Here is a 13,264-nt window from a genome sequence, read left to right as displayed (position 1 = left end):
ACTCCCGGCCGATTGGATGGGTCGGGAGTTCTATTGTGTTTGCGGCGGAGCGGCCGTGTGGCCGCTAAATTGAAAGGACATACCGTGACGATCCAGAGGAACTGGCAGGAACTTATCAAGCCGACCAAGCTGGACATTGTTTCGGGCAGCGACAACGCGCGCGTGGCCTCGGTGGTTGCCGAGCCGCTTGAGCGCGGATACGGGCTTACCCTGGGCAATGCCCTGCGTCGCGTGCTGCTGTCTTCGCTTCAGGGCGCAGCAGTGACTGCGATCCAGATTGACGGCATCCTGCACGAATTCTCCTCGCTGCCGGGCGTGCGCGAGGACATCACCGATCTCGTTCTCAACGTCAAGGAAATCGCCCTGAAGATGGGTGGCGAAGGCCCGAAGCGCCTGACCCTCTCCAAGCAGGGCCCTGCAGCTGTCACCGCTGGTGACATCAAGGTTTCCGGTGACATCGAAGTGCTGAACCCCGAGCTGGTGATCTGCCATCTCGACGACGGCGCCGAAATCAACATCGAGTTCACGGTCGATACCGGCAAGGGTTATGTCCCGGCCGAGAAGAACCGTCCGGAAGATGCGCCGATCGGCTATATCCCGGTTGACGCTCTGTTCTCGCCGGTCCGCCGCGTGAGCTACAAGGTCGATGCGACCCGTGCGGGCGAAAGCCTTGACAAGGACAAGCTGACCCTCAGCGTCGAAACCAATGGCGCGATCTCGCCGGAAGATGCCGTGGCCTATGCTGCGCGCATCCTTCAGGATCAGCTGTCGGTTTTCGTCAACTTCGAAGAGCCCACCAAGGAGAAGGCCCAGGACGCTGTTCCGGAACTCGCCTTCAACCCGGCGCTTCTCAAGAAGGTCGACGAACTCGAGCTCTCCGTGCGCTCGGCGAACTGCCTCAAGAACGACAACATCGTCTATATCGGTGACCTGATCCAGAAGACGGAAGCCGAGATGCTGCGGACCCCGAATTTCGGCCGCAAGTCGCTCAATGAAATCAAGGAAGTCCTGGCACAGATGGGGCTTCATCTCGGAATGGACGTCAACAACTGGCCTCCTGAGAATATCGATGACCTCGCAAAGCGCTACGAAGATCATTACTGATCCGGCGCTGACCAGACTTTAGGAGATAACCCATGCGCCACGCTTCCCGAGGCCGCAAGTTCAGCCGTACCGCTTCTCACCGCAAGGCCATGTTCGCCAACATGTCCGCTGCGCTGATCAAGCACGAACAGATCGTCACCACGCTTCCCAAGGCCAAGGACCTCCGTCCGATCGTCGAGAAGCTCATCACCCTGGGCAAGCGCGGCGACCTGCATGCCCGCCGCCAGGCTGTCGCTCAGATCCGCGATGAAGCTCAGGTTGCAAAGCTCTTCGCCGTTCTCGGGCCGCGCTATGCCGAACGCCAGGGCGGTTACATCCGCATCCTCAAGGCCGGCTTCCGCTATGGCGACAACGCCCCGCTGGCCGTGATCGAATTCGTCGATCGCGACGTCGATGCCAAGGGCCAGGACTCCGGTCCGGTGTTCACCCAGGACGACGAAGCCGAAGCGGCGTAAGTTTCTGGATTAACGAAATTTGAGGCGGTCTCAGGAAACTGAGGCCGCCTTTTGTTTTTCCCGGTCGAGTGCTGCGTCCCTCCGGAGCAAGCCGGAATCGTTGCCCGCGTCTTTCCTGGGGCTGTCTCGAGACGTGGCCGGGATGACATCTGGGTTATGCATGCTATGAATCGCCGGGCTTCTGGGGGATCACCATGGACCGCATTCTTGTCACCGGCGCGTCCGGCTTTGTTGCCAAGCACCTGATCGGGCAACTGCTGAGCGCAGGCTATGCCGTGCGGGGCACCCTGCGCGGACAGGCCAAGGTGCCGGGAATCTGGGCTGCGGTCCAATTGCTGGCCCCGGAGCGGGCTGGAAAGCTTGAACTGGTTGAGGCGGACCTGCTTTCCGACGCCGGTTGGGCTGACGCTATGCAGGGGGTCAATGCGGTGATGCATGTTGCGGCGGCCATCCTCGGTGTGGAGCCGAAGGATCCGGACGTTGTCGTGCGTCCGGCAGTGGAGGGCACGGAGCGGGTTCTGCGTTTTGCACATGGCGCGGGGATCAAGCGCGTCATCATGACGTCGTCGATTGCGACAGTCGGGTATGGTCATGGTCAGGTCACCGGAAGCCGCGTTTACACCGAGGCTGACTTCACCAATCTCGAGGCGATGCGCTATTCATGGTCCTATTGCATTGGCAAGACCAAGGCCGAACGCGCGGCTTGGGCCTATGCCAGAAGCCAGGGGATGGACCTGACCACCATTCATCCGGGTGCCATATTGGGTCCAGCGACCGACGGCGAAACGTCAATTTCGCTTGGCCTCGTGACAGATCTCCTTGGAGGCATCACCCCCGCCATGCCGCGCATCGGCTTTGCTATCAGCGATGTGCGCGATGTGGCGGCAATGCACGTGGCGGCGCTTGAAAACCCGGACAGTATCGGCCAGCGGTACCTCTGCACCGGGCCATATACGACCTTTCAGGATGTCGCCGAAATCCTGCGTCAGCACTATCCGGGCTGGCCGGTCACCGCCAAAAGTGTGCCCGACTGGATCATCCGCATGATGGTGGTGTTCAACGGAACCATCCGCCAGATCATCAACGACGTCGGCAACCAAAAGCACTTTGACGGCAGCAAAGGCGAACGGTTGCTGGGGCGACCATACTTCACGCCGGAGCAGGCCGTCCTGGCCTCGGCTGAAAGTGCCATTCGAGTCGGCCGCATCAAACGGCCGGTGCTGGCTCAAAATCCAAAGAGCGAGGCAGGATCTCTGCTTGCCTAATCAGGCTGGCGGCGGGAGAGACCACACCGTGTAAAGCTTGCGCAGGTCCGTCATTCCTGCCGTCTCCACCATGGGCAGACCTGCAGCTCGGAGCAAGGCTCGATCACGATCGCGCTTCCTGGGCTGCTCGATCAAGATGAAGCGCAGCATGTTTGCGTTGAGGCGATCGACGGCGCCTTCAAGGTGACCGGCGCGCGGTCCACCGCCGACGGTGCGGCGCAGATAACGGAAGAGGGCGGGTACGCGCCGGGTGCCTAGCAGGATCACACCAGTGGCGCGGTCCAGGCGCTCCTGGAGAAGGGCGAAGTAGTTACCTTCGATCACCCACCCGTCTTCGGCAACCGCCTGCGCGTGGAGAGCATGGAAGTCGTGCCTGGGCCGTGGTTGCCAGTCTGTGTTCGGCAGGTGGTGTAGTAGGTCGAGGTGCACAGCGGGCACTTCGAGCTCTTGCGCGAGGGCTATGGCCAGTGTCGACTTGCCGGCATTGGACGGCCCGCAGATCAATATCCGGCGGCCGAGCGTAGCCAGAGGCGGGATGTTGGACATTGCAGGCCCTTCAAATGAAAAGACCGCCCGAAGGCGGCCTCAACACACACGTTCGGCGGTTACTCGGCCGGAGCCATGTCCTTGCCGGTATAGACGTCCTCGACCCAATACTGGTCGCGACGGTCAAAGCCATTGAAGGGCGTCAGCGATGCCTGGGTATAGGCGCCCATCAGGCCGAACTCGATCCAGTCGTCTTCGTCGATGTCGGCCGGGAGGGTGAACACCTGGGGCAGCACGTCGTAGCTGTCGCAGGTCGGCCCCCAGATGGTGAATTCGGAGAATTCGCCATTGTTGTCGTGCAGGCGCGGGCCGCGCCAGACGCGCACCGGCGGCGTAAAGTGCATGAACTTGACTTCCATCAGCGAGCCATATGCGCCATCGTTGACATAGACCGACTGGCCACCGCGCTGATGCTTGACGCGCAGCAGTAGGGACGTCGACGACGTCACGAGGGCACGGCCGGGCTCGATGATCAGTTCAGGCTTGTTCTTGTCGCCGAAATGATCGGATACGGCCTGGGCGATGGTCTCGAAATAATAGTCCATCGGCGGCGCCTCGCTGGTCGGGTAGGGGGCCGGATAGCCGCCGCCGATGTTGAGACGCTTCAGTTCGATGCCGCTTTCCTCCGCAATGCGGGCCGCAGCAGCGATATGGCGCTCATAGGCATAAGCGTCTTCGCACTGCGAGCCGACGTGGAAGCAGAGGCTGGGCGTATAGCCCATCTTCTCGACGGCAGTGACGATTTCGGCCGCGCCCTGTTCCATGACGCCGAACTTGATGCCGAAGTCGTAGGACTTGAGTGCCTTGCCGGCCTTGAAGCGGGTGGTAACCTCGACGTCGCGCGAAGGCGAGACGACGGCTGCCAGCTGGTCGAGCTGCTGGGGATGATCGATGGTGAACGAGCGGACGCCGAACTCTTCATAAGCGCGTTCGATCTCGCGCTTGTTCTTGATCGGGTTGTTGTAGTGCATCACCGCGCCGGGCGCATGGTCGCGCACCAGCTCCATCTCGGTGTTCGACGCCACGTCGAAAGCCTTGAGGCCTTCGCGGTGCAGTTGCGCAATGATGTGCGGGGAGGGGTTGCACTTGACGGCGTACGTGAGAAGACCGTCGAAGCCCTTCCTGAAGACCTTCACAGCCCTGTGGAATTCCTTCTCTGAAAACAGGAAAGATGGAAAGTCCGGCGCCTCGGCGGCAATCAGGGCCGACGTGTTGGCGTAAACGGTCTTCGGCTCGTCAGTCATTGGACAACAGGCCTTTCGGGGCTGGAGAAATATTGAAAACGAGCGCTGCATATAGGGCGGTGCGCCCCCTCGCGCAAACGTTTATTTGCGGCACAAACCAACACGGCGGAAACGTCATTTTCGTGACAGATTTCAGGCGTCTGGCTCATGTGGTCATGAGCCGGAGTTGTGGCTCACAAATTGAGTCTGCAGGTTGAGCTATGTCGCTGCGCACCTTCGTTTTTTCCTCCCTCGCTCTGGTTCTCATGGCCGTCGCCGGAACTGTTGCCGTCACGTCCTGGACGAGCCATGAGCCGCCCGTGGCACAGGCCAGCATAGCGCCGCCCGCAGTTGAGGAACGCGCGGTGCCGCAAACCGATGCGCAGGTAAAGCTCAGCTTCGCCCCGGTCGTTCAGGCCGTGTCTCCCTCGGTCGTCAATGTCTACGCGACCCGCATCGAGCAGCAGGCCACGTCGCCCTTTGCCAGCGATCCGTTTTTCTCGCGCTTCTTCGGCGACCAGTTCCAGAGCCGGCCGCGGGAATCCAGGTCGCTCGGCTCCGGGGTTATCGTCGACGCCGGAGGCGTTATCCTTACCAACAGCCATGTCATCAACGGGGCCACGGATATCCGCATCGCGCTCAACGACGGCCGCGAATTCGCCGTGGACCTCGTGGTCGAGGACAAGCAGACCGATCTGGCGGTTCTGCGTGTGCGTGAGCCGCGCGATGTCACCTTTCCAGCGGTCACCTTCGCCAATAGCGATGACCTGCTGGTGGGCGATCTCGTGCTGGCCATCGGTAATCCGTTCGGTGTCGGTCAAACCGTGACCTCAGGTATCGTCTCCGCTCTGGCGCGCACCGGCGTCGAGGCATCGGACTACGAATTCTTCATCCAGACCGACGCGGCCATCAATCCCGGCAATTCGGGGGGTGCGCTTGTCGATCTCGATGGCCGGCTGGTTGGCATCAATACCGCCATCTACTCACAGACAGGAGGATCGGTCGGGATCGGGTTTGCCATCCCGTCGAACATGGCTCGTGTCGTCGCGGAGGCGGGTGTGTCGGGTGGCGATATCGTCCGGCCCTGGTTCGGGGCGAAGATGCAGGCGGTCAATGCGGATATCGCGGCGAGCCTGGGCATGCCGGCACCGCATGGAGCCATGATCACGGAGGTGGCCCCGGGCGGCCCAGCGGAGCGAGCAGGCTTTCAGGCCGGGGACGTGGTGCTCTCGGTCGATGGACAGCGCGTTGACGATCCGAGCGCGTTCAATTTCCGTCTGGCCACCAAGGCCATCGGGGATGTCGCGCAACTCGAACGTCTGCGCGGTGGCGCGACCGAAATGCTGGCCTTTACCATCGAGGCGGCACCGTCGGCCGAGCAGGACGCTGTCGCCGCCATCGCGCCGTCAGCCAACTCCCGATTTGCCGGTGTGACCGTCCGACAACTCGATCCGGCGCTCAGCGAGGCCAAGGGGCTGCCCTATGACGCAAAGGGCGTCATCGTGACCGCCATCGAGGCAGGCTCGCCGGCAGAGGGCATGGGCTTGCGGGTCGACGACGTCATCCTGGCTCTGAACGACACCGAGATGACTGATGCGCAGGCGTTCGAGCAGCAGGCATCCCAGCGCGTCCGCACCTGGCAGATCATCCTGCAGCGGGACGGCCGCGTCACGCGGGCGATTGTCAGCGGATAAGGACCAGCATCGGTCGACGTGCTCGGCATCCCGGGTCGAGCGCGCGAGGTTAGTGCAGGGAGATTTCAGCTCTGCTATTGAGAGCAAATGTCAGATCTTTTTGCCGCAGACCCGTCCGAAACCGACAAGGCCCGCCCGCTTGCCGACCAGTTGCGGCCACGCAGCCTCGACGAGGTCATCGGGCAAACGCACCTGCTCGGCGAGGGCGGCACGCTGCGACGCATGCTGGCTTCGGGGCGGCTCGGTTCACTGATCCTCTGGGGACCGCCGGGGACGGGCAAGACAACCGTTGCCCGGCTCCTGGCGAACCAGATCGATTTTCGTTTCGAGCAGATCTCCGCAATCTTCTCGGGCGTTGCTGACCTCAAGAAGGTCTTCGAGAAGGCTCGCTTCGAAAGACTCTCGGGGCACCGCACCCTGTTGTTCGTCGATGAGATCCACCGCTTCAACCGTGCGCAACAGGACAGTTTCCTCCCGGTGATGGAGGACGGTACCGTGGTTTTGGTCGGCGCCACGACCGAGAACCCGTCCTTCGAACTCAATGCCGCGCTGCTGTCCCGCAGTCAGGTCCTGCGTTTCGAGTCGCTCGGTCGGGACGATCTCGAAAAGCTGCTGGAGCGGGCCGAAACGCTACTGGGGTCGCGGCTTCCGCTTGATGAGACCGCCCGCGAGACCCTTCTGGGCCTGGCCGACGGCGATGGACGCGCCTTGCTCGGGCTGGTCGAGGAACTCCTCGCATCGGTGGGGGAGGACGAGACGGTTGATGCCAACAGCCTGCTGACGATCGTTCAGCGTCGAGCGCCGATCTACGATAAGGCGCAGGAGGGGCACTACAATCTGATCAGTGCGCTGCACAAGACAATCCGGGGGTCCGATCCCGACGCTGCGCTCTATTATTTCGCCCGCATGCTGGATGCCGGGGAAGATCCATTGTTTCTGGCCAGGCGGTTGATACGGATGGCGTCCGAAGACATCGGTCTTGCCGATCCGCAAGCCCTGCAATTGGCTGTTGCAGCGCGGGATGCCTACCAGATGCTCGGATCGCCGGAAGGTGAGCTATCGCTCGCCCAGGTCGTGGTCTATCTGGCGCTGGCGCCAAAATCCAACGCCGTCTACACCGCCTACAAGGCCGCGGTTTCTGTCGCGAAATCAACGGGTTCACCCATGCCGCCGATGGTGATCCTTAATGCCCCGACCAAGATGATGAAGGGGCAGGGTTACGGCGATGGCTATATCTACGATCATGACACGCCCGAAGCTTTTTCCGGGCAAGAGTACTTTCCGGAAAAGATCGGAAGGCAGGCCTTCTACCACCCGGTCGAGCGCGGTTTCGAGCGGGACCTGCGCAAGCGCATGGACTATTTTGAGCGGTTGAGGGCGACCAAAAAGGACGACAGCTGATGCTGGGCATGGTTCTCGTCGGAGCCGGCGGCGCCATAGGCGCCATGGCTCGCTACGCAGCGGGCAACGTCGTCGGCCGTTTCTGGTCGTCGTCCTTTCCGCTCGCGACACTGTTGGTCAACGCAGTCGGCTCGATGGCCATGGGTGTCACCATTGGCCTATTGGCGCGCTTTCTTCCGCACTGGCAGACTGAAATCCGGCTATTCGTGGCCGTCGGAATTCTGGGCGGCTTTACAACGTTCTCCTCCTTCTCTCTGGACACCATCATGATGATGGAGCGCGGAGAAATGGGCCAAGCGGCGCTCTATGTCGGCTTGTCGGTTGTGGTTTGTCTCGCCGGGCTATATCTCGGGCTCCTGATTACAAGAGGCGGCATGACATGAGCGGCGTTCAACATCGGGAAGTTACGGCAGATGACGACGGCATGCGTCTCGACCGATGGTTTGCGCGGCACTTTCCGCAGGTCGGGTTCGCGCGCCTGCAGAAACTGATCCGCAATGGCGAGGTCAAGGTCGACAAGGCGAAGGCGCAGACCAGTACGCGTCTCGTTGAAGGCCAGATCGTTCGCATACCGCCGGTCGATGACCCGGATACGGTGCGCCCATTCAAGGTCAATGCTGAAGAGGTTCGCTTTCTCGAGGACTTGATCCTTTACGAGGACGACGATCTTTATGTTTTCAACAAGCCGCATGGCCTGGCTGTACAAGGTGGCAGCGGCACGACGCGTCACATGGACGGCCTGCTGAAGAACCTGCCGAACAAAGCCGGTGAATCGCCGCGGCTGGTCCATCGCCTGGACCGCGATACCTCGGGCTGCCTCGTGGTCGCCAAGACCGCCGCTGCCGCCAAGCATTTCGGTTCGGTATTCCGGTCGCGGTCGGCGCGGAAGATCTACTGGGCGATCGTGGCGGGCAATCCGACACCCCGTCAGGGCGAGATTTCCTGCTTCCTGGCGAAACAGCAGACGACCGATGGCGAGCAGATGGTGGTGGTTCGCAACGGCGCGCCCGGCGCGGTCCACTCGTCGAGCTACTACTCAACAACCGATACGGCCAGCCGCCGCTTTGCCTGGGTCACGTTGAAGCCGGTCACCGGACGCACGCACCAGTTGCGTGTGCACATGGCTCAACTCGGCACGCCGATCATTGGGGATCCGCGCTACTTCAACATCGAGAACTGGATGCCGGCTCCGGGTCTGGGGGAAGGGCTTCATCTGCACGCGAGACGCATAGCCCTGCCGCTGCGGAACGGGAAAAAGATCGATATTTCAGCGCCTTTGCCGCCGCACATGCGCCAGAGCTTCGAGGCCCTCGGCTTTGAAGCCGACCGCTACGATGCCCAAAGCAACGACCCGGAGGACGCGGCGTGAGGCTGATCATGTTCGACATGGACGGCACGCTGATCGATACGCAGGCGCTGATTACGGAGCATATGGCGACCACATTCGCCGAAGCCGGGCTGCCAGTGCCGACCCCAGCGCAGTCGCGGCGGGTCATCGGGCTTTCACTGCCCAAGGCGATGCTGCAGCTGCTCGGGACGCAAGACGTTGATCTGGCGAATGAATTGGCAGAGAGGTATCGGGCGCATTACCGCGCCTCGCTGGTTTCGGCCGAGGGGCGCGAGGGGCTTTTCCCTGGTGCCCGAGAGGCGCTCGATCAGCTGAAGGCGCAGTCGCAGACTATCCTTGGAATTGCGACCGGCAAGGGACTTTCAGGAGTCCGCCGACTGACCCAACTGCATGGAATTGCAGCACATTTTTCCACCCTGCAGACGCCCGATCACAATCCGTCCAAGCCGCATCCAGGCATGATGTTGCGGGCGATGGCGGAAACGGGAGCCGAGCCGAACCAGACGGTCATTATCGGCGACACGACGTTCGACATGGAGATGGGCAAGGCGGCGGGGGCGAAAACTATAGGTGTTTCATGGGGTTACCATGATCCCGACGAATTGCGCGGCGCCGGCGCAGATGTTCTCGTCGACGACTATTCCGAACTTTGCGACGCTATCGACCGCGTTCTGGAGACCAATCATGCGTGACCAGCTCGAAGAAGCCCATAAGCATCGGGACGACGGATACGGACGGGCGCAGCATCTCAACCAGGTGGAACTGCCCAAGCGCTTCTATAGCACGGTGGATGTGGCCCGGGGAGAAGATGGCTATGCCATTACGCTTGACGGACGGGCGCTGAAGACGCCCGGCAAGAAAATTCCTGTTATCCTGCCGGTACTTGACCTCGCGCAGGCGATGGCGGCGGAATGGGCGGCGCAGGACAAGGTGATCGATCCGGCGACCATGCCGATGACGCGGCTGATCAACTCGGCGCTGGAGAGCGGCGAGGAAATGGTGCCCGCCTTCCGGGCCGAGATCGGCAAGTTCGCCGGCAATGATCTCTTGCTCTATCGTGCTGATTCTCCACAAGAATTGGTCGACGAGCAGGAGCGGGTCTGGGACGATGTGCTGGTGAAGCTGGCGCGGAAGTTCGAGGTCGGATTTCAGCCAACTATTGGAATTATCCATCAGCCACAGCCGGTTAGCACCCTTGAAAAGCTGGATGCGGCGTTGGAGGGGCAGGGATTGCTCAGCCTGACCGCGCTGGTGTCGATAACAGGCCTAACAGGGTCTGGCCTGCTGGCAATTGCGCTGCTGCATCAACTGGTTAGCGCGGATGACGTGTGGACCGCAGCGCATGTGGACGAGGACCACCAGATCCGTCTTTGGGGTGAGGACGAAGAAGCGACAGAACGTCGCCAAAAGCGTCGAATCGAGTTCGATATTGCCGTTTCCGTCGTCGATTCACTGCGTCAGGGGCCAATTCGCTAGCATATGGTTAGCGTTTGCCGTCCTTGGCGTGTCGTGAGCTGATCCAGTCGGCCGTATCCGGCGAAATCTCGCGCAGCGGCGCAAGGACGAAGTCGCGCTCATGCGCAAAACGGTGAGGCAGGATCAGTTTGGTCGTGTCCATCTCCAGCCGCTCATAGGCGATCAGGTCGATGTCGATCAGGCGCGGTCCCCAGACCTCGTGCCTGATCCGGCCCATGTCACGCTCGATGTCGAGGCAGGCATGCAGGAGGTCGATGGGCAGAAGGTCGGTTTCAACCGTCGCGGCCATATTGGCGAAATCGGGTTGATCGGTCTTGCCCCAAGCCCTGGTGCGTATGACGCTCGACTGTTCGACGACGCGGATCTGCGGGTGAGCGTCGAGACGGACGATGGCATCGGCGAGCTGGGCTGCCGGATCGCCGATGTTGGCGCCAAGGGAAAGCCAGGCGGTGGCCATCAGGCGGGCCGGACGCGGTGAAGCTCGATGGCGGCTTCGCCGCTGACCATGGCGATCGGAGCCTCGGGCTTGCGGATGCGGATGATGATCCAGGTGATCTCGGGGAAGACTTCGAACAGGGCCGTAACGGTGTTCTGCGCCAGCGCTTCGATCAGCTTGGTGCGCTTGCCCTCGAACGTGGCTTTCACGACCTCATAGACATCCGAATAGGACAGGGTGTGGCCAAGCTCGTCAGTATTGGCGGGGACCGAGAGATCCACACCGCATTGCAGGTCGAAGAAGAAGCGCTGCCCGAGTTTGGCTTCCTCCGAAAAGACGCCGTGGAAGCCATAAAAGCCCACGTCGTTGAGAATGATGCGGTCGCCGGTAAAGGGTGCGGTCATGGAAGGCTCGTGGGTTCAGGCGGTCGGGGGATTGTACAGCGTCGCCTCGGCTACGCGAAGGGCATCGCTGTTGGCGGCAACGTCGTGGACGCGGAAGATATGGCCGCCGCGCTCATAGCCCTGAACCGTCGTTGCGATGGTGCCAGGCAGGCGCTGGTGTGGCTGGTTGTCGAGCAGTTTGCCGATCATGGACTTTCGCGACGTTCCGACCAGCAGCGGGTTGTCCGGAAAAGCGCGAGTCAGATCAGCGAGTTGGCGCAGGATGCTGTAGTTTTGAGTCAGTGTCTTGGTGAAGCCAAAGCCGGGATCGAGAATGATGCGGGCGGGGTCGAGGCCTGCCGCTGCACCGGCGGCGAAGGTGGCCTCATACCAGGCGAGCATGGCAGGGAGGGGATCGGTATCGGCGGTCCAGCTGCGGTCCCAGTGCATGGCGATGATGGGCGCGCCCATGACGGCGGCGATCTCAGCCATTTCCGGCGCGCCCTGAAGGCCGTTGACGTCGTTGACGATGTCGGCCCCCGCCTCGAGCGCCTGATGGGCGACCAGCGGCTTCATGGTGTCGATGGAGATGGGGGCAGTGATGCCTGCGGCGCGAAGGGCATCGATGACCGGCATGATCCGGTCGAGTTCGACCTGAACCGGCACCGGTTCGGCGCCGGGACGGGTACTCTCGCCACCGATATCGATGATGTCGGCACCCTCTGCCAGCATCTGGCGGGCATGCGCGAGCGCGGCGTCGACATGGTCGTGAGTGCCGCCGTCGGAAAAGCTGTCAGGGGTTACGTTGAGGATGCCCATGACAAGCGCACGCTGGCCGAGGACCAGCGGCGGGCGGTGGCGCAGGGGGATGGTGTGGGTGGTGTGGGGCATGTGCTTCGCCGTGCTGTTTTGGTCTATCGGCTGGCAGGCGTTTCCGCCTTCACCGTTCCGCCTGCGGTCAAGACCCAAGCGCCATTCCCGCCGATTCCGCAATGGAGGGGACGAGAGGCCCCCGGGTCAAGCCCGAGGGCGGAACCGTGGGCTGATAAAAGTCGGCGCCGGCCGCAACGAGCCGCCCATCAGCCGTGGCGGCGCGCTTCTAGGGTGGATTTCAGGATCAGCGTCAGGACGGCGATCAATGTCAAGGTGGAGGCGGCGGCGAAGGCGCCGGTGACGTTGAAGTCGTTGAAGAGCAGGTTGATCTGGAGGGGGAGGGTGTTGGTCTGGCCGCGGATGGCGCCCGAAACCACCGACACGGCACCGAACTCGCCCATGACGCGAGCATTGGTGAGTACCGCACCATAGACCATGGCCCAGGATATGTTGGGCAGGGTGACATACCAGAACATCTGCCAGCCGTTGGCGCCCAGCGAGAGTGCCGCTTCCTCGTCCTCGGTGCCCTGCTGGCTCATCAGCGGGATCAGTTCGCGGGCGGCGAAGGGCGCGGTTACGAAGAGGCTGACCATGATGATGGCCAGCGGCGTGAACATGACTTGGAACCCCATGCCCATCAGGGTGGGACCCAGGAGGCCCTGGCCGCCATAGAGGAAAAGGTAGACGACGCCGGCGACGATGGGGCTCATGGAGGCCGGTAGTTCGATGAGGCTGATCAGCAGCTGGCGGCCGCGAAAGCGGAAGCGTGTCACCAGCCAGGCGAGGGCTGCGCCCACAACGATGTTGATGGGCACGACGATGATGGCGGTCAGCACAGTCAGCCAGATGGCGTGGAGCGTGTCGGGCTTGATGATGTTGGCAACATAGACGTCAATGCCCTCGCGCAGGGCAAAGCTGAAGATCAGCGCCAGCGGCACGACGAGCATCAGGCCGGCGAGGACGAAGGCCAGGACGATGAGGGCGATGGCGCCGGGGGCGAGGGTGGGGCGGGTGGTCATCGGCAGGACCCCTCATCCCCTCTACGGGCACCTTCTCTCGC

Annotated in this window: 15 protein-coding genes; 9 read left to right on the top strand and 6 right to left on the bottom strand. The window is 62.1% G+C overall.

Translation table 11 applies throughout. The features are described from left to right. Positions 1-69 precede the first annotated feature (69 nt). The 3 genes from CCK88_RS06155 (at position 70) to CCK88_RS06145 (ending at position 2,824) form a co-directional block, all read left to right on the top strand. On the top strand, positions 70-1,104 hold the full coding sequence (locus tag CCK88_RS06155; RefSeq protein ID WP_170926471.1) for a DNA-directed RNA polymerase subunit alpha: 1,035 nt from the start codon (positions 70-72) through the stop codon (positions 1,102-1,104). 32 nt (positions 1,105-1,136) lie between these two features. Beyond that, entirely contained in the window at positions 1,137-1,559 is a 423-nt protein-coding gene (gene rplQ, locus CCK88_RS06150; RefSeq protein WP_086469597.1) for a 50S ribosomal protein L17, read from the top strand. Positions 1,560-1,753: 194 nt separating this feature from the next. Continuing rightward, positions 1,754-2,824, top strand: a complete 1,071-nt coding sequence (locus CCK88_RS06145) for an NAD-dependent epimerase/dehydratase family protein (RefSeq protein ID WP_086469596.1) — start codon at positions 1,754-1,756, stop codon at positions 2,822-2,824. On the opposite strand, the gene CCK88_RS06140 is transcribed toward CCK88_RS06145, so the two are convergent. Then, entirely contained in the window at positions 2,825-3,370 is a 546-nt protein-coding gene (locus CCK88_RS06140; RefSeq protein ID WP_086469595.1) for a P-loop NTPase family protein, read from the bottom strand. It abuts the gene before it with no gap. Between the two features lie 59 nt (positions 3,371-3,429). Then, positions 3,430-4,614 carry a type III PLP-dependent enzyme domain-containing protein gene (locus CCK88_RS06135; protein WP_170926375.1) on the bottom strand — a complete coding sequence of 395 codons (1,185 nt, stop codon included), beginning with the start codon at positions 4,612-4,614 and terminating at the stop codon, positions 3,430-3,432. 200 nt (positions 4,615-4,814) lie between these two features. Here CCK88_RS06135 and CCK88_RS06130 point away from each other — a divergent pair, with 200 nt between their 5' ends. The 6 genes from CCK88_RS06130 to CCK88_RS06105 all read left to right on the top strand — a co-directional run bounded on the left by CCK88_RS06130 (position 4,815) and on the right by CCK88_RS06105 (position 10,512). Beyond that, on the top strand, positions 4,815-6,287 hold the full coding sequence (locus CCK88_RS06130) for a DegQ family serine endoprotease (protein WP_244557440.1): 1,473 nt from the start codon (positions 4,815-4,817) through the stop codon (positions 6,285-6,287). An 87-nt stretch (positions 6,288-6,374) separates the two neighbouring features. Then, positions 6,375-7,688: a replication-associated recombination protein A gene (locus tag CCK88_RS06125; RefSeq protein WP_086469593.1), complete on the top strand. Its 1,314-nt coding sequence runs from the start codon at positions 6,375-6,377 to the stop codon at positions 7,686-7,688. Continuing rightward, on the top strand, positions 7,688-8,071 hold the full coding sequence (gene crcB, locus CCK88_RS06120) for a fluoride efflux transporter CrcB (RefSeq protein WP_086469592.1): 384 nt from the start codon (positions 7,688-7,690) through the stop codon (positions 8,069-8,071). The genes CCK88_RS06125 and crcB overlap by 1 nt, the downstream gene beginning before the upstream one ends. After that, positions 8,068-9,057, top strand: a complete 990-nt coding sequence (locus CCK88_RS06115; protein WP_086469591.1) for an RluA family pseudouridine synthase — start codon at positions 8,068-8,070, stop codon at positions 9,055-9,057. Before crcB ends, CCK88_RS06115 begins: the two co-directional genes overlap by 4 nt. After that, positions 9,054-9,728 (top strand): HAD-IA family hydrolase, encoded by a 675-nt coding sequence (locus tag CCK88_RS06110; RefSeq protein ID WP_086469590.1) that lies wholly within the window; start codon positions 9,054-9,056, stop codon positions 9,726-9,728. Before CCK88_RS06115 ends, CCK88_RS06110 begins: the two co-directional genes overlap by 4 nt. Next, entirely contained in the window at positions 9,721-10,512 is a 792-nt protein-coding gene (locus CCK88_RS06105; RefSeq protein ID WP_170926374.1) for an ATP12 family chaperone protein, read from the top strand. The genes CCK88_RS06110 and CCK88_RS06105 overlap by 8 nt, the downstream gene beginning before the upstream one ends. A 7-nt stretch (positions 10,513-10,519) precedes the next feature. On the opposite strand, the gene folK is transcribed toward CCK88_RS06105, so the two are convergent. From folK to cysW, 4 genes are all read right to left on the bottom strand, one after another. Next, positions 10,520-10,969 carry a 2-amino-4-hydroxy-6-hydroxymethyldihydropteridine diphosphokinase gene (folK, locus tag CCK88_RS06100; protein WP_086469588.1) on the bottom strand — a complete coding sequence of 150 codons (450 nt, stop codon included), beginning with the start codon at positions 10,967-10,969 and terminating at the stop codon, positions 10,520-10,522. After that, positions 10,969-11,352 (bottom strand): dihydroneopterin aldolase, encoded by a 384-nt coding sequence (folB, locus tag CCK88_RS06095; RefSeq protein WP_086469587.1) that lies wholly within the window; start codon positions 11,350-11,352, stop codon positions 10,969-10,971. Before folB ends, folK begins: the two co-directional genes overlap by 1 nt. Before the next feature lie 15 nt (positions 11,353-11,367). Continuing rightward, positions 11,368-12,222, bottom strand: a complete 855-nt coding sequence (folP, locus tag CCK88_RS06090; RefSeq protein ID WP_086469586.1) for a dihydropteroate synthase — start codon at positions 12,220-12,222, stop codon at positions 11,368-11,370. A gap of 188 nt (positions 12,223-12,410) precedes the next feature. After that, complete coding sequence (gene cysW / locus CCK88_RS06085; protein ID WP_086469585.1) at positions 12,411-13,223, bottom strand: sulfate ABC transporter permease subunit CysW; 813 nt, start codon at positions 13,221-13,223, stop codon at positions 12,411-12,413. Between the last annotated feature and the right edge of the window lie 41 nt (positions 13,224-13,264).

The sequence above is a fragment of the Devosia lucknowensis genome (assembly GCF_900177655.1).
In the GTDB taxonomy this organism is placed as follows: domain Bacteria; phylum Pseudomonadota; class Alphaproteobacteria; order Rhizobiales; family Devosiaceae; genus Devosia; species Devosia lucknowensis.
The sequence above is the reverse complement of the archived record's forward strand: the minus strand, read 5'-3'. Positions and strand labels throughout refer to the sequence as shown.